Annotated in this window: 17 protein-coding genes; 4 read left to right on the top strand and 13 right to left on the bottom strand. The window is 67.4% G+C overall.

The genetic code is table 11. The features are described 5' to 3' along the window. Positions 1–58: 58 nt before the first annotated feature. The gene (locus N4261_RS15855; protein WP_261756256.1) at positions 59–325 is read left to right on the top strand and encodes a helix-turn-helix domain-containing protein; all 267 of its coding nucleotides are present in this window, start codon (positions 59–61) and stop codon (positions 323–325) included. A 151-nt stretch (positions 326–476) separates the two neighbouring features. Here N4261_RS15855 and N4261_RS15850 read toward each other — a convergent pair whose 3' ends face one another. Together N4261_RS15850 and N4261_RS15845 are read right to left on the bottom strand one after the other, a co-directional pair. After that, positions 477–1,244 carry a citryl-CoA lyase gene (locus tag N4261_RS15850; RefSeq protein WP_435532068.1) on the bottom strand — a complete coding sequence of 256 codons (768 nt, stop codon included), beginning with the start codon at positions 1,242–1,244 and terminating at the stop codon, positions 477–479. A gap of 146 nt (positions 1,245–1,390) precedes the next feature. Further along, positions 1,391–2,599 carry a CaiB/BaiF CoA transferase family protein gene (locus N4261_RS15845; RefSeq protein ID WP_261756254.1) on the bottom strand — a complete coding sequence of 403 codons (1,209 nt, stop codon included), beginning with the start codon at positions 2,597–2,599 and terminating at the stop codon, positions 1,391–1,393. Positions 2,600–2,961: 362 nt separating this feature from the next. Here N4261_RS15845 and N4261_RS15840 point away from each other — a divergent pair, with 362 nt between their 5' ends. Then, positions 2,962–3,867 (top strand): IclR family transcriptional regulator, encoded by a 906-nt coding sequence (locus tag N4261_RS15840; protein ID WP_261756253.1) that lies wholly within the window; start codon positions 2,962–2,964, stop codon positions 3,865–3,867. A gap of 81 nt (positions 3,868–3,948) precedes the next feature. On the opposite strand, the gene N4261_RS15835 is transcribed toward N4261_RS15840, so the two are convergent. From N4261_RS15835 to N4261_RS15825, 3 genes are read right to left on the bottom strand one after another with little or no spacing between them, the layout of a single operon-like run. Beyond that, entirely contained in the window at positions 3,949–4,941 is a 993-nt protein-coding gene (locus tag N4261_RS15835; protein WP_261756252.1) for a lysylphosphatidylglycerol synthase domain-containing protein, read from the bottom strand. A gap of 11 nt (positions 4,942–4,952) precedes the next feature. Next, positions 4,953–6,248: a cardiolipin synthase ClsB gene (gene clsB / locus N4261_RS15830; RefSeq protein WP_261756251.1), complete on the bottom strand. Its 1,296-nt coding sequence runs from the start codon at positions 6,246–6,248 to the stop codon at positions 4,953–4,955. Further along, entirely contained in the window at positions 6,245–6,982 is a 738-nt protein-coding gene (locus N4261_RS15825) for an endonuclease/exonuclease/phosphatase family protein (protein ID WP_261756250.1), read from the bottom strand. The genes clsB and N4261_RS15825 overlap by 4 nt, the downstream gene beginning before the upstream one ends. Before the next feature lie 539 nt (positions 6,983–7,521). Here N4261_RS15825 and N4261_RS15820 point away from each other — a divergent pair. After that, positions 7,522–8,610: a M4 family metallopeptidase gene (locus N4261_RS15820; RefSeq protein WP_261756249.1), complete on the top strand. Its 1,089-nt coding sequence runs from the start codon at positions 7,522–7,524 to the stop codon at positions 8,608–8,610. 140 nt (positions 8,611–8,750) lie between these two features. Further along, on the top strand, positions 8,751–9,101 hold the full coding sequence (locus N4261_RS15815; protein ID WP_261756248.1) for a protealysin inhibitor emfourin: 351 nt from the start codon (positions 8,751–8,753) through the stop codon (positions 9,099–9,101). Between the two features lie 24 nt (positions 9,102–9,125). Here the strand turns inward: N4261_RS15815 and N4261_RS15810 are convergent, their stop codons facing one another. From N4261_RS15810 to N4261_RS15775, 8 genes are all read right to left on the bottom strand, one after another. After that, a complete protein-coding gene (locus N4261_RS15810) occupies positions 9,126–11,348 on the bottom strand; it encodes an ATP-binding protein (protein WP_261756247.1) in 2,223 nt (740 codons plus the stop codon). Next, the gene (locus N4261_RS15805; protein ID WP_261756246.1) at positions 11,345–11,908 is read right to left on the bottom strand and encodes a response regulator; all 564 of its coding nucleotides are present in this window, start codon (positions 11,906–11,908) and stop codon (positions 11,345–11,347) included. Before N4261_RS15805 ends, N4261_RS15810 begins: the two co-directional genes overlap by 4 nt. Continuing rightward, on the bottom strand, positions 11,901–13,352 hold the full coding sequence (gene nosR / locus N4261_RS15800; RefSeq protein WP_261756245.1) for a response regulator c-di-GMP phosphodiesterase, NosR family: 1,452 nt from the start codon (positions 13,350–13,352) through the stop codon (positions 11,901–11,903). Before nosR ends, N4261_RS15805 begins: the two co-directional genes overlap by 8 nt. A gap of 164 nt (positions 13,353–13,516) precedes the next feature. Beyond that, on the bottom strand, positions 13,517–16,000 hold the full coding sequence (locus tag N4261_RS15795) for an ATP-binding protein (protein WP_261756244.1): 2,484 nt from the start codon (positions 15,998–16,000) through the stop codon (positions 13,517–13,519). 22 nt (positions 16,001–16,022) lie between these two features. After that, positions 16,023–16,907 carry an ABC transporter substrate-binding protein gene (locus N4261_RS15790; protein ID WP_261756243.1) on the bottom strand — a complete coding sequence of 295 codons (885 nt, stop codon included), beginning with the start codon at positions 16,905–16,907 and terminating at the stop codon, positions 16,023–16,025. A gap of 86 nt (positions 16,908–16,993) precedes the next feature. After that, positions 16,994–17,749, bottom strand: coding sequence for an HD-GYP domain-containing protein (locus N4261_RS15785; protein ID WP_261756242.1), 756 nt, complete (start codon positions 17,747–17,749; stop codon positions 16,994–16,996). Beyond that, complete coding sequence (locus N4261_RS15780) at positions 17,746–18,120, bottom strand: response regulator transcription factor (RefSeq protein WP_261756241.1); 375 nt, start codon at positions 18,118–18,120, stop codon at positions 17,746–17,748. Before N4261_RS15780 ends, N4261_RS15785 begins: the two co-directional genes overlap by 4 nt. A gap of 275 nt (positions 18,121–18,395) precedes the next feature. Beyond that, a complete protein-coding gene (locus tag N4261_RS15775) occupies positions 18,396–18,749 on the bottom strand; it encodes a 4Fe-4S dicluster domain-containing protein (RefSeq protein WP_261756240.1) in 354 nt (117 codons plus the stop codon). Between the last annotated feature and the right edge of the window lie 2 nt (positions 18,750–18,751).

Genomic DNA, 18,751 nt, shown 5'->3' with positions numbered 1-18,751 from the left:
CCTGTCGTGCCCAGCCATTCCCGGCGCCGTGTCGTTTTTCGCGGCGAGAATGTCCCCCATGGCACAAGGCAAACGGATCTCGGTGGAGATCGACGACAGGGCGCTTCAAGCGATCAAGGACCTCGGCGCGGCCGCCCGTTCGGCGCGAACCGCCGCAGGGCAGAGCCAATCGGCGGCCGGCGAGCGACTGGGCGTGCATGTCCAGACCATTGCCCGGATCGAAACCGGCGAGCCAGGCGTGGCCATCGGCCATGTGTTCGGACTGCTGGCGCTCTACGGAATTACCCCGGTGCTGCCCTCGGCCCCGGATACGCCGACGGTCTGAACGCCGGTCGAAACGCTGACCAAAACGCCGGTCACAGCGCCGGTCACAACGCCGGTCACAACGCCAGTCACAACGCCGTCCGCCGTGCCACCCGGAGGACGGCCGTCCGCCCCTTCGACATGACGCAGCGGCCGCCTTCCGCGTCAGTCGTTCAAAGCGCCGGTGTGCGCGGCGCCGGACCGGTGTAGTTCCAGAGGTAATCGCGCGGGATCGGCCCCTTGTTGCGGCCGCCTTGCTGCATCTGCTCCCAGGCATGGGCCAGCAATCCCACCGACCGTGACAGGCAGAACAGGCCGCGGGCCAGGGGCGCAGGGAAACCCAGTTCCGCATAGATGACGGCGGTGGCACCGTCGATGTTCAGCGGAATGCGTCGGCCGTTCTTGCGATAGGCCAGTTCGTCTTCCACCGCCCGGGCGATCCCGGCGAATCGGCCGCTGACGATGCCGTCCTTGGCCGCCTGGTCCACCAGCGCCAGCAGCCGTGGCGCGCGCGGATCAATCGGATGGAAACGGTGGCCGTAGCCTGCGATGTAGGGACCGTACAAGGCTTTCGCATCGTCCAGCCCCTGGCGCAGGGCGATCTCCGGTGCCACACCGCCGTCCTCCTGGCGGGCGATGTCGTTGAACAGGGCCACTGCCTGTTCGCCGGCCCCGCCATGCACATCCCCCAGCACATTCAGGCCGGACGCCATCGCATTGTTCAGGCCGACGCCGCAGGTCGCCGCCATCCGCGCGATCGCGATGCTGGGCGCCTGCGGGCCGTGGTCCACCGCGGCCATCAACGCGGCCTCCAGCAAGGCCGCCTGCGGGGCCTGCGGCAGCTCGCCCCGGGTGAGCAGCCACACCATGTGCGCAAAGCCCACCTGGCCGATCAACTGCTCGATGGGATAGCCGCTGTAGCGGATCTCTCCGGGCTTCATGTCGATGATGCGGGTCGACCACCATTGGCTGACGCGGGGATCCTGCGCCGCCGCCGAGGCATCATGCGGGCTCTGCGGGCTCTGCGGGCTCTGCGGGGGTGTTGGGTCGGTCACCCCGGCAGTCGACGCGGGAGTATGGGGGGCGCTCATGTCACATGGTCCTGATGGAGTCGATCGATCTCCGCCTCGCTCAGGCCCAGTTCGGCCAGCAGTTCGCGGGTGTGTTCGCCGAGCTGCGGCGGCGGGGTGGGGACGCTGGGCGGTTCGCCGTCCAACTGGAAGCCGGGTCGCAGCACCCGGATGTCGCGACCCACGCCCGGCACCTGCGCGAAGGGGGCCACCAGACCGCGCGCCGCCACCTGCGGATGGGCCAGCGCCTGCGGCACGCTGACCACCGGACCGGCCGGTATGCCGGCGGCGGTGAGCCGCGGCCACCAGTGGTCGGCGCTGTGCTGCGACAGCACCTGTTCGATCAGGTCGCTCAGCTCGCGCCGATGCCGCAGCCGCGCCTGCCGCTCACTGAAGCGGACATCCTCACACCATTCCTCATGGCCCAGCACCCGGCACAGCGCCTCGAACTGCGCCTGCTTGTTGGCGGCGATGTTGAGCAGGCCGTCGCCGGTGCGAAAGGTGCCGGAGGGGCTGGCGGTGACGTTGTCGTTGCCCATCGGCGTCGGCGGGCGATCCGCGATCAGGTGGTTCGAGACCGCCCATCCCATCGTGGCCATCACCGCATCCAGCATCGACACATCGATGAAGCGCCCGCCGTGCTGCTCACGCTGCGGATCGGCCAGCGCGGCGGCGACGGCGAAGGCCGCCGTCAGCCCGCCGACGGTGTCGGCCATCGGATAGCCCACCCGCAGCGGCGCGGACGCCGCATCGCCGGTGATGCTCATCACGCCGGACATGCCCTGGATGATCTGGTCGTAGGCGGGCAGGTCCCGCAACGGGCCGGTCTGGCCGAAGCCGGAAATGGCGCAATAGACCAGCCCGGGCCGGTGCGCCTTGAGGGCCTCATGGCCCAGGCCCAGGCGGTCCATCACGCCAGGACGGAAGTTTTCGATCAGCACGTCGGCGGTGCGCACGAGCGCGAGAAAGACCTCCCGGCCGCGCGGCTGTTTGAGGTCGAGGGTGATCGATCGCTTGCCGGCGTTCTGGGCCAGGAAAGAAACGCCCATCAGCTTGGCATTGAGGTCCGGATCGGCGCCCAGTTGGCGCGCCAGGTCGCCGCCCTCACGAGACTCCACCTTGATGACGTCGGCGCCCAGGTGCGCGAGCTGATGGCCACAGAACGGACCGGCCAACACATTGGTCAAGTCCAGCACGCGGAAACCTTGCAGGGGAGGGCGAATCATGGGATCCCGATCGATCGTGCACTGGATCTGGCGGTGCGAGGGGCGAGGCCAGGTCGTGACTGGAGGGCTGTTCTGGCCTGACGCGCGTTTGTCCCGGGATTTCTGTCGTTCTGTCCCCAAGGCTGAGGAGGGCGGGAAACGTTCTGCCAGATAGAATGGCGTTCTATTTGTTCGCCAATTATTCGTGCCGCCGACCGGTCCTGTCAAACCGGAGGGCGTTCGCCTTGGGTGCCTAGGGTTGTCCCTGAGTCAGAGGGAGTATGGGCGGCCGGAGCGGATTCGGCGCATCACTCGGGCACGATGCATCCTCACGGTGAGGGATGCCGCGCGGCATGAGGCGGGAATTCCCAAAGGATGTCGTGATGGTGAAACGGGCCATGAAGCCCTCGGTGCCACCCGCACGGGCCACGCGAACGGTCGCGAAGGCCACGTCGGCCAGGGCGGCCACCTTGGCCGGTGCGGCTTCGAAGGCCAAAGCGGCGACTTCGGAAGGCATTTCTTCCTCCAAATCGGCTCCCGCTTCGGCCCCCGGTGCTGCCCCCGGTGCTGCCTCCGATTCTTCCCCCGATTCGGCGTCGGAGACCTCGATCGCGCCGGGTGGCGTGGCGGCAGTGGATCGGGCGCTCTCGCTGCTGTCCGCGTTCCGGTCAGGCGACCGCGCCTTGAGCCTGGCGGAGCTGTCAGCCCGCACCGGTCTTTACAAGAGCACCGCGCTGCGGCTGCTGGCATCGCTGGCGCATGCCCGCTGGGTGAGTCGACAGCCCGACGGCAGCTATGCGCTGGGCCACGAAGTCGCGCGGCTGCATGGGATTTTCGCGGCCTCCTTCTCCCTGGAGGCGGCGGTGTTGCCGGTGCTGCAATCGCTGGTGGACCTCACCCTCGAAAGCGCGGCCTTCCATGTGCGGCGGGGCGACGAGCGGGTCTGCCTGTACCGTGTGGATTCCCCCCAGCTGCTGCGCGATCACATCCGCGCCGGGGATGTGCTGCCCTTGGATCGCGGTGCCGGCGGGCGGGTGCTGATGGCCTTCTCCGGGGCACGCGGCAAGCTGTATCAACAGATCCGGCGGGACCGCGTGGTGGTGCTGGATGGCGACCGCGTCCCCGGATTGATGGGCATCTCCGCGCCGGTGTTCGATGCCAATGGATTGCTGGGGGCGCTGACCCTGACCGTGCCTTCCTCGCGTCAGAAACCGAGTTTCGAAGCCACGGTCCGTCAGGCGGCAGAAGCGCTCAGCGCGCAGTTGGGCGGGGTGTCGCCCTCGGTCTGATCGCGTTCGACTCAGGCCGCACAGGGGCCGGCTCTGCGGCAGTTGCCGATGCGGGCGGCGGGTCGCGGGAGCGAGCGCCCCTCAGCGGCGGCTGCGCGCTTCCAGCATGAAGTAGGCGACGGTGGCGAGTGCCAGCGGCAGCAGGTAGTACAGCGCGCGGTAGGCGATGAGCGCCGCCAGCACCTGACCGTGGCCCAGCGATGGCCCCAGCAGCGCCACGAACACGCCCTCCAGCACACCGAGTCCGGCCGGCACATGGGCGATGACGCCCGCGACCGCGGCCACCAGCAACACCGCCAGCGTGGTGCCGTAGGGCACGCCCTGCTGCAGCAGCACGTAGAGGATCACGCCCATCGTGAGCCAGTTGGCCGAGGACACCAGCAACTGCATCAGCGCCAGCCGCAGGCCCGGCAGCACCATCGCATGTCCGCGCAGCCGAAGCTCCCGGCGAGGCGAGAACGCGCACAGGGCGAGATAGGTGGCCACCACTCCCAGCATCAGCGCGCCCAGCCCGCGCAAGGCGGAGGCGCTCACCGGCCACTCCGGTGGCGGTGCCAGCCAGCCCATCAGGAAGAGCAACCCCGCCAGCAAACCGTAGCCCAGCCAGTTGGTGGTCAGGCTGAGGGCCAGCACCTGCGTGGGGACCGGATGTTTCAGGCCCTCCCGCGCATACAGCCGCAGCCGCATCGCAATGCCGCCGACCAGCGAGCCCAGGTTGAGGTTGAAGGCGTAGCTGATGAAGGTGATGAGCATCACCCGGCGCACCGGCAGCGTGTGACCGGTCCAGGCGCGTCCCACCAGGTCGTAGCTGCTGTAGATCAGGTGGCTGAGCACGCACAGCAACCCGGCAGCCACCAGCGCCGTCGCCGGCACTTGCTTCAGCGCGTCCAGGACCTCCTGCCAGTCGATCTTTCGCGCGGCCCACACCAGCAGGGCCATCACCGCGAGACCGAAGGCGGCGCTCAGCCAGCGGCCCCAGTGCACGCGCGCCTGGGCAGGGATCGGGTCCCGTGCGGTGAGCGGGCCATGGGAAGCGCCTCGATGGCGGACGTCCTCAACCGGATGGGGTGGCATGGGCGAGCGCGTCAATCCGCCGCGTCCTTGCTCAGTTGCTTCATGCCGGGATCCCATTGCCAAGCCTCCGTGGCCGCCGACTTGGCGACGGTCACGACCACCGGTGTCTGCTCGGCGGGAACCACCGGTTGGGGCTGTCGCGGCAGCCGTGCCAGCCAGCGCGGAAAGTGCCGCATCACATGGAAGACCAGGGTGCTCACGCCCAATCGCCACCACCAGCGTCGCGAGGCGGTCTGGGCCATTTCCAGCTTGACACAGCTGTCGCGCATCAGCGGCAGCAGCTTGTCACGCAGGGCGACGTTGAAGTCGCGGTCCTGGATGACCAGATTGGATTCCAGGTTCAGCGACAGGCTGAGCGGGTCCAGGTTGCTGCTGCCCACCGTGGCCCATTCGCGGTCCACCAGCGCCACCTTGCCGTGCATCGGTCGCTCACAGTATTCGTGGATGTGCACGCCAGCGCTCATCAGCCGGTCATAGACCATGTGCGCCGCCCAACGGGCCCAGGCGATGTCGGGTTGCCCTTGCAGGATCAGATGCACCGCCACACCGCGCTTGGCCGCCAGCTGCATGCTCCGCAGCAATCGGAAGCCGGGAAAGAAATACGCGTTGGCGATGATCACTTCGTGCCGGGCCGAATGCAGGGCCAGGCGGTAGATGCGTTCGATGTCATCCCGATGGCGATGGTTGTCCCGGATCACCACCAGCGCCTTGGCCTCGCCGGCGCGGGGCGGCAGGGCGGCGGGATCATTGGCATCGGCGCCGGCATGGCGCTGCGGCCACCAGCGGCGGCGCGCCATGGCGGGGGCCAGGATCTCGCGGGTGATGCGGCGCAACTGGGCCACCACGGGGCCCTCCACCCGCACCGCATAGTCCTGCTTGGCCTCGGGGCCGAAATCGATCAGGTGATCCGCCGAGAAATTGATGCCGCCGATGAAGCCCACCCGGCCATCGACCACCACGATCTTGCGGTGCAGCCGCCGAAACGGTTTGAGCCGGCGGGACAGTCGAGGCGGTGGATCGAACACATGCAGCCGCACGCCGGCCTCGGTGAGGCCGCGCACGAACGATTCCGACAGCTCGGGCGAGCCGAAGCCGTCGACCGTCATGTCCACCCGCACCCCGCGCCGGGCGGCTGCGACCAGCACCGCATGGAGCGCCAGGCCGACCTTGTCCTCGAACAGGATGAAGGTCTCCACCAGGATTTCGCGTTCGGCGGCTTCGATGGCGGAGAACACGGCGGGGAAATACTCCTCGCCGTTTTCCAGCAGCTCGAGGCGGTTGCCTTCGGTCCAGTCGGGCAGTTTCACAGGCTGATCTCCGCCGCCAGCGGCGCATGGTCGGACAGGTGCGACCACGGCTTGCGCGGCAGCACGATGGGATGCTGGACCGAGGCGCCCCGCACATAGATGCGGTCCAGCGGCAGCAAGGGCCAACGGGCCGGGAAGGTGCGGGCGGCCGCACCGGTGGACTTCACGAACACCTCGGCCAGCCCGGCGCAGCGGCTCAGCATGCGGTGGGCGCGCTGGCGCCAGTCGTTGAAGTCGCCCGCGACGATCACCGGTGCATCCGGCGGCAGGCTGTTGATCAGCAGGCACAGGCGCTCGACCTGCCGCTGGCGATGGGATTCGCGCAGGCCCAGGTGCACGCAGATGGCATGCAGCTCACGACCGTCTGCGAGCTTGAGCACGCTGTGCAGCAGACCGCGGCGCTCGGGGCCGGCGATCGACACATCATGGTTGGTGTGATGGACGATGGCGAACTTCGACAACAGCGCATTGCCGTGATGGCCCTGCGGATAGACCGCATTGCGGCCGTAGGCGAAGTCGCTCCAGAGGCTGTCGGCCAGGAATTCGTAATGCGGGGTCTGTGGCCAGGTCGGTACACGGGCGGCATGGAGGTCATGCTCGCCGAGGACTTCCTGCAGGAAGACCACGTCGGCCGACACTGCCCGCACGGCCTCCCGCAATTCATGCAGGATGAAGCGGCGGTTGAAGAAGCCGAAGCCCTTGTGGAGGTTGACGGTCAGGACGGTGAATTTCATGACCTGCCTGGGAGGCAAGCCATGTGCCCGGTGCGGTGAGCGAGGCGGCCCGCAGGCCGCCTCGCTCACCCGGGGCTCATTTGTCTTCGGACTTGAGCATCATGGGTCCTACGCACAGGACCACGAAGGTGAGGGCAAAGGCCCCGACGAGGATGGCGCCGATCACTTCAATCATTGTGCTGCTCCTGACTGCCGGATGGCTGAGTTGCGGCGGCGGCCAGGTCGTTCCTTGCGCAGGGGCGGCAGCGAAATCGACCAGGCCGGAGCGATCAATACTAGACCTGGATCGAGGTGGACATCAATCGCACAACCGGGTGACCCAACGCCGAGATGGGGGATTCGGTGTCCCTGTTTGAAGGGATCGTGAAAAGCTGGCGGCGAGGCACCGCCGCGGTGCGCGCCGGCCGGCGGGCGGCTTGCACGGGGCGCCGTCAGAAGCTGGCAGGATGGTGGGGGCCTGCCACAGCGCAACACTGCTGCCAGTTCCCGCCATTCCGATCTGTTCGACTGTCTCTGATCCTTGTTCATTGGAGTTGTTCATGCGTTGCCGACATCCGAAACATTCCGCTCATCGCCATTCCATCTTTTGCATCCTTCCGCCTTACTTGCTGGACAAGATTGCCCAGAACGGCACCCCGCAGCAGCGGGACATGGCGCTCCGGACCAAGGGGCTGGACGGCACCTTGCGGTCGCTGCGGCTGGCGGGGCAGGCTGCGAGCAATGTGCAGCCGCATCTGTCGGCATTGGCCGCGCCAGTGCCGCCCACCCAGCGCCGCAGCATCTACAGCGCCAAGCAGACCGAGACCCTGCCGGGCACGCTGATGCGGGCCGAGGGGCAGCCACCATCGGGTGATGTGGCGGTGGACGAGGCCTACGACGGCCTGGGCGCCACCTTCGAGTTCTTTGCCGAGGCCTACGACCGCAACTCGATTGACGACGCCGGCCTGCCACTGGAGGCGACGGTGCATTTCGGCGTGGATTACAACAACGCGTTCTGGAATTCGGTGCAGATGGTGTTTGGCGATGGGGACGGTGATCTGTTCAACCGCTTCACCGTGTCGCTGGACGTGATCGGTCATGAGCTGGCCCATGGCGTCACCGAGGACGAAGCCAAGCTGCAGTACTTCAACCAGGCGGGCGCGCTGAATGAATCGATGTCCGATGTCTTCGGCTCGCTGATCAAGCAGTACAAGCTCCAGCAGAAGGCCGATGCGGCCGACTGGCTGATCGGCGCCGGGCTGCTCACGGCGAAGGTCAAGGGTGTGGCGCTGCGATCGATGAAGGATCCCGGCTCCGCATTTGATGATCCGGTGCTGGGCAAGGATCCGCAGCCCAAGCACATGGACCAGTTCGTGAACACCTTCGAGGACAACGGCGGCGTGCACATCAATTCCGGTATTCCGAACCATGCGTTCTATCAGGCGGCGGTGAAGATCGGCGGCTTTGCCTGGGAGCAGGCTGGGCGCATCTGGTACGAGGCGCTGCGGGATGCCCGGGTCAAACCCAACACCGGCTTCAAGCGCTTTGCGTCGGTGACGGTCGATGTGGCGCGACGCCTGTACGGGGCCGCGAGCCCGCAGCGCCAGGCGGTGGTGGACGGCTGGGCGGCGGTCGGGATCAAGGTGTAGGGCTGGCGCAGGGCGTGGGACATCCGCCACACGGCGTCCCTCCCACGCGAAACGCCCTCCGAGCGACAAGAACAAAGCGACAAGAAACGATCGACGAGAAACAATCGACGAAAAACGATCGACGAAAAACGAGACCCGTCATGCGGATTCGATTCCAGACCAGCGGTGGGTTGGCCTATCTGCCGGGCCTGCAAAGGCCGATCGAGATCGATGTCGACGCGTTCGAGGCGTCGGTGCAGGCCGAGTGGCATCGCCTGGTGCTGGCAGCGCGTTTCTTCGAGCTGCCCGCCACGGTCGGCCGACTGGCCAAAGGGGCCGCAGATCAAACCACCGACACCCTGACGGTCGAACAGGACGGTCGCACCCATGTCGTGCGGGTGGTGGCGTCCGGGGGCGATGAGGCGCTCCAGGCCTTGTTGCGCGCGGTGAGGGCCGAGGTGAAGCGGGTGCGACCGTTGCCGCTGCCCCCAGCAAAGCCACCGCTGCCTTAGTCGATGGTTTGGTGATCCGTGGGCTCAATGCCGCGAACCATGCGCCCGATCCATCACCTCCAGGCCATGCTCGTCATCCACTGCCGCCGCGGGTGGGCGAATCGGAATCCGTACCCGGAACGTGGTGCCGCGCCCCGGCACGCTGTCCACCTCGATCCGGCCCGCATGCTTTTGGATGATGGAGTAGGACAGCGACAGGCCCAGCCCGGTGCCTTTGCCCACCGGCTTGGTGGTGAAGAAGGGCTCGAAGATGCGCCGCTTGACCTCGTCCGGCATGCCGATGCCGGTGTCCTCCACCTCGATGCAGACCCAATCGCCATCGGCCCGCGTGCGAAGTCGGATTTCGCCGCGGTCCGGAATCGCATGGGCCGCATTGACGATCAGGTTCATGAACACCTGATTGAGCTGCGCCGCAATGCACCGCACCGGCGGCAGCACGCCGAATTCCTTGCGGACATCGGCCTTGTACTTGACCTCGTTCATGACCACGTTGAGCGTGGATTCCAGCCCCGCATTGAGGTCGGCATCCTGCCACTCGGCATGGTCCACCCGTGAGAAGTCCTTCAGGTCCTGCACGATCTTCTTGACCCGGTCCAGGCCATCGGCGCTTTCGTCGAGCAACTGCGGCAGGTCCTCTTTCACGAAGGCCAGGTCGATCCGCTTGTCCAAGGCCTTCAGCGCCTGCGACACCGGAGGGGACAGGGCCGTGGGCGGCTCGTGGACCATGAGATCCAGCAGGCCGAACATCGGCTCCACATAGGTGCGCAGCGTGACCAGGTTGGAGCTGACAAAGCCGATCGGATTGTTGATCTCGTGCGCCACACCGGCGGCGAGCTGGCCGATGGACGCCATCTTCTCCGCCTGCAGCAGCTGGTTCTGCGCTTCCTCAAGCCGGGTGTTGGTCAGCTTGATGCGCGCATAGTTGTCCTCCAGTTCCTTCTGCACCCGGCGGACCTCGGTGCGGTCCTGCAGCAGCCACCAGGTCTGCGCCGACTCGGACTGCGGATCAGCCACATAGGCGATCAACTGCACCCAGAGTCGCCGCCCATGCGCGGTGATCATCTCCATCTCATGCAGCAGCGATTCGCCCCGCGACAGCACCGGATAGGTGACATCAAGCAGCGCCTGGAAGTCCTCGTCGCTGGCAAAGAAGCGCCGCGTGGGCATGCCGCTGGCGGGCAGGTCGTCCAGTTCAAACAGATCGGAGAACTTGCGATTGCCTCGGGTGATGCTCTGGTTCTGAGTGGCGATGATGCCGACCGAGGCGTTCTCCAGGAACGCGTCCAGCTCGTGATGGGTCAGCAGCAGCTCGGCAGTGCGCTCGCCGATGAGCTCTTCCAGCTCGGCCCGATGCCGGCGCAGCTCTTCCTCGTCGCGGCGCCGATGGGTGACGTCCTGTAGCGTCTCGATCGCGCCGATGACCGCCCCCTGGGCGTCCTTCAGCGGGGCCGCAGTGAAGAACAGCCAGCGACCACCGTCATGCATGATGGGGAAGAAGGCTTCGACCTCATAGGCATCGTCCACCGTCTTGGAGCGCCGGCAGCGCCCGGCGTACAGGCCGTCGCCCTCGACCTCGACCGAGCCGTCGATGATGAGGTCGGCCAGCGTCGGTCGTTGATGGGCGTAGAACGCCTTCCAGGCATCGCGGGTGCCCATCATGTCGAAGCCCTCATGCCCGGTGAGCTGCACGCAGGCGGCATTCCAATGGGTGACGCGGTGGTCGGCATCCAGCACGAAGCTCGGCACCGGGTTGTTCTCGATGATCTGATGCAGCACGCGGCCGACATCCAACAGCATGGTCTGCACATGCTGCATGTCGCTGAGGTCCTGCAACGTCAGCACATTCAGGCGCAGGCCGTTGACGGTCAAGGGGCGGGCGGTGAGCTCGATCGATCGCACCGACCCGCTGGCGGTCAGCGCCTCGATCGCGATGGCCGGCGGCGGCCCCTCCTGTTGCAGTGCGTCCAGACCGTAGCGGCGCAGCGCCTCCCGGTGCGTGGGCGCGGCCCAGCCGTCGAACGGCATCGCGGCCAGGTCGGCGGCGCTGTAGCCCAGCAGCCGCTGCATGGCCGCATTGGCATACACGGTGGCCTCGGACGAATGAACCAGCAAGGCCGCACTCACCGCTTCCCATGCGGCTTCCAACGCCATCGAGGCACTGCCTACTGGCGAGTTCAGCGCCATGGCGTCCCGCGCCGGGGGGACCGGCACGAGCGCGGTGGTGGAGGGATCTGCGCGGTCGTTCATAGCTTCACCTCGCCCGGGTCTTCCAGGATGAACGAGCCATCATCGGCCCAGGTGACCTGGGTGATGCCGGGTTCGAGCTGTTCCAGTCGCCGCAGTTCGGCGTCCTGCACGCTGATCAAGCCCTGCTGTTGCCGCACCAGATCGGCCAGCCGCAGGTTCTCGCGGGTCAGCCCCCGCACATGCAGCACCTCGCGCACAGCGCTGAGCAGCTCATAGTCGGCCCAGGGCTTGGAGATGAAGCGGGCAATGGCGGCGTCGTTGACCGCGCGCACCAGGGCATTCAGGTCGGCATAACCCGAGACGATGATGCGACCGCATTCCGGCTGCAGCGTGCGCAGCTGGGTGAGAAAGTCCACGCCGCTCATCACCGGCATCCGGTAGTCGGAGATCGCCAGGGCATAGACCCGGCGATGCGCCATCTCCAGCGCCTGCGCGCCATCGCTGCATTCATCCACCAGATAGCGGTGACCGTCGGCCGAGGTCAGGCCGTGGTGCAGCAGCCGCTGCAACGCATGCAGGATGCCGGGTTCGTCGTCGACGATCAGGATGCGCTCAGCCATGCGAGGCTCCTTGCGGTGTCGGTGTCGGTGTCGGTGTCGGTGTCGATGTCGATGTCGGCCCGCTTGCCGCGGCGGCGGCCCGCTCGGCGGGTGGCTGTGCCGGCGGGGGTGTCGGCGTGCGTTTGATGAAGAGCGAGAGCCGCAGTCCCTCCCGTCCGGCGAATTCGCGGATCTGCCGCACCAGCCGCGCATCGAAAACATGCCCGGCCGCCAGCAGCAGCGTGCCCTTCGGGGTGAGCAGATCGCGCGCCAGGACCATGCCCGGCTCGATGTCATGGGGGCTGATGGCGCGGTCCTGCGGCACGTCCAGGGGTTCGTCGGTCAGCGCCTGAGCGAGTGCTTCGACCACGGCGGCCTCGTACCGAGCGCCCGCGCCGCCGCGCACCAGCGACAGGGCCTGGGCGGCGGTGTAGCGCTGCTCCGAGAGCCGGCCGGTCTGCGCCGCGTAGAAGTCGCTCACCGCCCCCAGGATCTGTGCGGCGGGGGAGAGGGCCTCGCCGTTGAGGCCGTCCGGGAAGCCCTTGCCGTCGATGCGCTCATGCTGGCTGCGCACCAGCCGGGCCACCTGCTGCAACTGCGCCAGCGGCAGCAGCGCGGCTTCGCCGTGCAGGGTGTGGCGGCGGTATTGCGCCTGTTCATCGGCCGTCATCGTCGACAGCGGCTTGTGCAGCATCGCATCCGGGAATCCGATCTTGCCAATCTCATGCAGCAGGCCGGCGATGTGGAGGTCTTCCTCCACCCTCGGTCCCAGGCCCATGCGCCGGGCGGTGCGCCGCGCCAGATCGGCCACCTGTCGCGAATAGCCAGCCAATCCGCCGTCGCGCAGTTCCAGCAGCCCGGAGAAGACCTGGATCGAGAGCAGGAAGTTGTCCTTGAGCTGGTGGAAGGACTTCTCCAGCATGCCGTTGACCTGCTCCAGCTCCTGGGTGCGCGCCTGGACACGGCGGGAGAGCTCGTTGTTGAGGGTCTGCAGCTCGGCGTTCTGGGCCTTGGTCAGGCTCATCAGCGCGCGATTTTCGAGTTCGAGTTGCCGGCGCGACAGCGCATCCTGGATCGCCATCAGCAGGTCGCGATCGTCCCAGGGCTTGGCGATGTGGCGCTGGATCTGGCCGCGATTGACGGCATCCACCGTGGACTGGATGTCCGCATAGCCGGTGAGCAGGATGCGGCCGATCAAGGGCCATCGCTCGCGCACCTGCTCCAGGAAGGCCACGCCGTCCATTTCCGGCATGCGCATGTCCGACACCACCACGTCCACCGGTTCCTGCGTCAGGATCTCCAGGCCGGCGGCGCCCCCGGAGGCCACCAGCACCCGATAGCCTTGCGGCCGCACCAGGCGTCTCAGCGAACTCAGGATGGAAGGCTCGTCATCGACGAACAGAACGACCGGAGGATCGACGGCGGGATCGACCCGGGGATCGACGGAGGGATCGACGGAGGTCATGGACAGACTCCCTGAAACTCACAGACCGCGAGGACGTGAATGCAGCCTACCTGAGCTGCAGCACCTGTGCGCATGCGGTGCCGGCGCGGCCGGCCCGAACTTGCGAAATTGCCGCTGCCTGCTGAAATTGTGGCGAGGCGGCGGGTGCTCATGAGGGCGACGGGTCAGAGCAGGCCGAAGCCGCTGTCGGCGGCGGGCCGCAGCGGCAGGTGAAGATGGAACACCGCACCGCCGCCGGGTCGGTTCCCGGCATGGATGCGGCCATCGAGCATGGTCATGATCTTGCGGCTGATGGCCAGGCCCAGCCCCGTGCCGCCGGAGCCGTCCTTGGTGGCGCTGGACTGCACGAAGGCCTCGAAGATGGTTTCCAGCTCCGGCTCGGGAATGCCGGGGCCGCGATCGAGCACCGCCACATGGGCCTCGCCTTGCGGCGTGGCCTCGGTCCGGAGATCGATGAGGCTGCCCGCGGGAGAGAACCGGATCGCATTGGCCAGCACATTGCGCACCACCTGCTGGAAACGCAGCGGGTCCAGGCGCACGATCAGCGGAACAATCGACTGATCCAGGTCGACCCGCAGGCCGCGCGCCTGCAGCAGCGGATCCAGTTCCCGCACGACGCTGGTGACCTGGGCCCTCAGGTCGCAGCGTTCCATGTCGAAGGTGCCGACGGCGCTTTCAAACTTCGCCACATCCAGCAGGTCGTTGACCAGGGTCAGCATGCGCTGGCCGGAGCCGTGGATGGCCTCGAACATCGAATGCAGCTTCGGCGCGACCGCCTGCCCCCGCGACATGCCCAGCTCCGAATAACCGATGATGGACTGCAGCGGGGTGCGCAGTTCATGGCTGATGTTGGCGATGAATTCAGACTTCACCCGGGACGCTTCTTCCGCGGCTTCCTTGGCCTCCAGGATGGCGCGCTCGGCGCGGCGGAACTCGGAGACATCGGTCAGGGTGAACAGCACGCCCGCGGGCTGGCGGTGCTCGTCCGGGACGACGACCTTGCTGACCACCACATCCCGGCAGTCCCGGTCGCGGTCGCGCAACTGGGTTTCGTAGCGCAGCAGGCTGCGGCCGCGGACCTCGGCCAGCGGCACCCAGTCCGAGCTCTCGGGCGCGTCGTCCGCTTCCGGCATGGGCGGCTGGACCTGGTGGCCGATGACGTCATGGCGTGAGCGCCCGGTGAATTGCTCCCAGGCGCGGTTGACGCGGACATAACGGCCCTCGCGGTCCACCATCGAGGTGGGCTGCGGGCTGAGCTCCAGCAGCAGGGCGACCAGGTCGAGCTGATGCTGCAGCCGGGACTCGGCGGCGAATCGCTCGGTCACGTCCACGGCGGACCCCGCATAGCCGGTCACCTGATCGCCGGACGAGAGCGGGACGACCGCCACCGCGAAGCGGCGCGGCTCGGCATTCGGGGTTAGGAAGGTGGCTTCAGTGGATCGGATGCCGGATCGCTCGCCCGGCGCAAACAGCGCGGCCACGCGTTCGCGGTCGGGCTCGGCGGTGAGCTCGGCCACGGTGCGGCCCATGACCTGCTCCGGTGCGGCGGTGGTGACCAGGGCCCATCGCGCATTGACGAAGCTCAGTCGGCCTTGTGCATCGGTGCGGAAGATCAGTTCCTGGACGCTGCGCAGCACCACCGCCATTTCACGTTCGCTGGCGGCGATGCGGTGGTGGGCCTCATCCAGCTTGCGGCGCGCGCGGGCCCGGGCATGCAGGCTGCGCAGCGTGACCAGGGTCGCGCTGATGATCAGTGTTTCCAGCACCACGGCAGCCAGCAGATCCCACCACAGACCGTCGCGCCAGCCGGCGAGCGCCTCGCGCTCCGATTGCTCGACGACCACGACCAGCGGCCGACTGCGCGAGACGCGGTAAGCCACCAACTGCGGCCCGGGGGTGAAGCCGATGCCGCGCCAGTCGCCGTGGTCCTGGGCGGGCAGGGCGTTGCGGAACAGGTGGTGCTCGCGGTGCCAACTGCCGGGCGCCAGCGACAGGCCCGACGTGGCCGTCAGCAGTTGGCCCGCATAGCTGAACAGCGCCGCCTGGCCGTGGCCCTCGATGGTGCTTTGCTGGTAGTTGGCGAAGGCGTCCGGATTGATCAGCGCGACCAGCATCAACGGTCGCGATCCGACATTCAATCGCAGCACCAAGGGGAGGAAGGCGATGTCTCGGATCTGGGCGGCCTGAGGGATGGCAGCGCCATCCGACAGACCGCGTCCCGGTTGCAGCAGCATCAGGGTTGGCGTGCCCATCGGCGGCACCGGGCCCCAGCGATCGAACGCGATCTGGCGTCCGACGTCGCGCGCCGTGGAGCTGGCCAGCACCCGGCCCTGGTCGTCCAGCAGCGCGACCGTGCGCAGGTAGGGCTGGGCGGCCGCGGTCTGACTGAGCGTGGCGGCCAGCCGGCCGGGGTCGTCGCCGCGTTGCGCCTGCAGGGTTTCGGCCACGGTGCTCAGCGCCAGAGAGGCGGAATCCACCGTTCGGGTGGCCTGATCTTCCAGCACCCGGGCCAGGAGGCGAGTGCGCTCGGCACCGGATTCGAGGGCTGCCCGCCGGCTCTGCCAGGCCACCAGCAACACGCCGACCAGGGCGGCCAAGGCCAGCAACACGCCGGCCAGCACGGCCGAGCGCGCCAGTCGGTTGGACATGAGCTGGCTCAGCGGCATGGGGTCAATGCACCACGATGGCGGAGAGCCCGTGGCGGCTGGCAGCCGCCTCCAGCCGGCCGTCGCGCTGGATGGCGGCCACGAACTCGTTCACGCGCGCCAGCCAGGCGGCGTCGCCGGGCCGCACCGCATACCCATAGGGCAGCACGTGGAACGGTGCGGGCGGGCTCACCAGGCGCATCCAGTCGGCGTTGTCGAGCAGGCGACGGCTGTAGGGATAGTCGGTCATGAAGACGTCCACGCGGCCGGCCTCGAGCTCCGCTTCCCTCGTGGCGGGCGGGCGCACTACCTGCAGGGTGGCCTGCTTCAGGCGGTCCGCCATCACCGGTTCCATGAAGGTGCCGGCCTGCACGGCAACGACCACGCCCGGCCGATCGATGTCCTCCCAGCGCTTGACGACCCGGTTGGCGCGGGTGGTGACCGCATAGATGTCGCTCTGCAGATAGGGAGCGCTGAAGGCCAGGCGTTCTCGGCGCTGCGGCGTGATGCCGACGGCGAACATGGCAATGTCGCAGCGGCTGCCGGTCAGGTCGTCCGCCAGTGTGCCGAAGGAGGATTCGACATAGTGCAGCTGGGCGCCGAGGTCCTTGGCCAAGGCGGCGGACAGGTCGATGTCGATGCCGCCGAGCTGGCCGTTGCGCGGATTGCGGAAGGTGATGCCGTAGTAGTCGGGCCAGATGCAGACGCGGAGCTCACCGCTGCGTTTGATCCGGGCCAGCGTGGGCGAGGCGGCCGTGGGCGACGGTGCCTTGGCCGTTGTGGCGTCGCGGGCCGCATGCGCCGACGGCAGGGCATGGAGACCGATCGCCGCACCCATCAGCGCCAGCGTGGCCCACTGGCGGAGGCGATCAGCGGCGCGAGGCAGTCGGAGGGTGGGTTCGGTGTTCATGGCGGTTCTCGCTCGTGACGTCGTCGTTGGGGCAGTGGGGGCGGCCTGGGGCGGCAACGGGAGTCGGTGTCAGTCGATGGCCGCATTCAGCCGGAGGCCACCAGTTCGTCGTAGTCGGGCGGTTCGGCGTCGATCCGGTCCCGCAGCGCGAAGAGTTCGTCCGCATGGGCCACGAACGTGTCGACGATGCGGGGATCGAAGGCCAGGCCGCGCTGGGCGGTCAACATGGACAGGGCTTCCTGCGCCGCAAAGGCCGGCCGGTAGCAGCGGTTCATGGTCAGGGCATCGATGAAGTCGACCACGGCGACGACGCGGGCCGACATCGGAATCGCCTCGCCGGACAGTCCGCGCGGATAGCCGGATCCGTCCCATCGCTCGTGATGGCACAAGGCGACCTCGGCCGCCAGTTGGAAGAGCGGAATGCGGGAGCGGCCCAGGATTTCCGCGCCGATTTCGGGGTGGCGGTTCATCACCACGCGTTCTTCGGGCGTGAGCGGCCCGGGCTTTTTCAGCACATGGTCCGGAATGCCGATCTTGCCGACGTCATGCATCGGTGCGGCGCTGCGCAGCATGCGGGCAAAGGTCGGGCCTTCACCCAGCCGAAGCGCCAGCGCTTCGGAGAGGCAGCCGATGCGCACGATGTGCACGCCGGTGTCGTCATCGCGGTATTCGGCGGCGCGGGAGAGGCGCAGCAGGGCGTCGTGGTGGGCGCGGGTCACCTCGCGCAGCGCCTCGTTGCGCTCTCGGTACATCACCCGCAGGTCCAGCACGATGCGCTCCATCTGCGCGATCGCATCCACGTCGTAAGAATTGGTCGCCGGCGGCGACCCGACCTCGGTCATGCCGAGGCTCCCACGCCGGCGCGGTCCAGTTCCTGGATCAGTTGCAGCGGGCTGAAGGGTTTGACGAGGTAGGCATTGGCGCCGGCCTGCAGACCGGCTTCGCGGTCCTTGGCCTGGCCGCGTGCGGTGAGGAAGAGCACCGGGATGTTGGCGGTCAGCGGATTGGCGCGCACGGTGCGGCACAGCGTCAGGCCGTCCATGCCCGGCATCATCATGTCCATCAGCATGGCGTCGGGCAGCCAGTGGTCCAGGATCTGTAAGGCCTCTGGGCCTGTGCCGGCTTCCCGCACCTCGACTTCCTCGAACTCCAACGTCAACCGGACGAGCCGCCGAATGTCGGCATGGTCGTCCACGATGAGCACCTTCTTCATTGCCACCTCCGGATGAGGCGAATGTAGGTGTTTCATATTTATCAATCAATGTCGCATTGATCAATCAGAAATGAAGTGATCAAAACTGCACGGATTGAAGCGGGGACACATTGTGGCACCGCGCGCTCACACTGTTTTCGCAGGGTGATCCAACGCATCCAAGGGACTGATCGACGGAACGGACAGCATCAGGCGTGACCTTTGATGCGCTGTCATATTTATCAGATTGGTGTTTTGTTCTCCAGCGGCTGCAACTTCTGCGCGCGTTCGCGTCGTCAGACCTCGGCGTCCAAGGGCGGTTCAAGCCGCAGCAGATGGCGCTTCTGCTTGATCGTTGCCCAGTGGGCATGGTCGCCGGGCGGTGGCTGACGGGAATGGATGGGACGTGAGGCGGGCGCTCGCGCCAGCGCGGCATTCACCGCCACGAACGGGCGCTGCCGGGCCGAGATCTCGTCGAGATGCACGATGGCGTCCACCGGGCATTCGGGCACGCACATGGCGCATTCGATGCAGTCCGAGGGATCGATGACCAGCATGTTTCCGGCATCGAGGAAACACTGCATCGGGCAGACCTCGACGCAATCGGTGTACTTGCACCGGATACAGGCTTCAGTGACGACGTAGGTCATGG

Source organism: Roseateles amylovorans, assembly GCF_025398155.2.
In the GTDB taxonomy this organism is placed as follows: domain Bacteria; phylum Pseudomonadota; class Gammaproteobacteria; order Burkholderiales; family Burkholderiaceae_C; genus Roseateles; species Roseateles amylovorans.
Note: the sequence above shows the minus strand (reverse complement) of the source record. Positions and strands in the feature narration are given on the sequence as shown.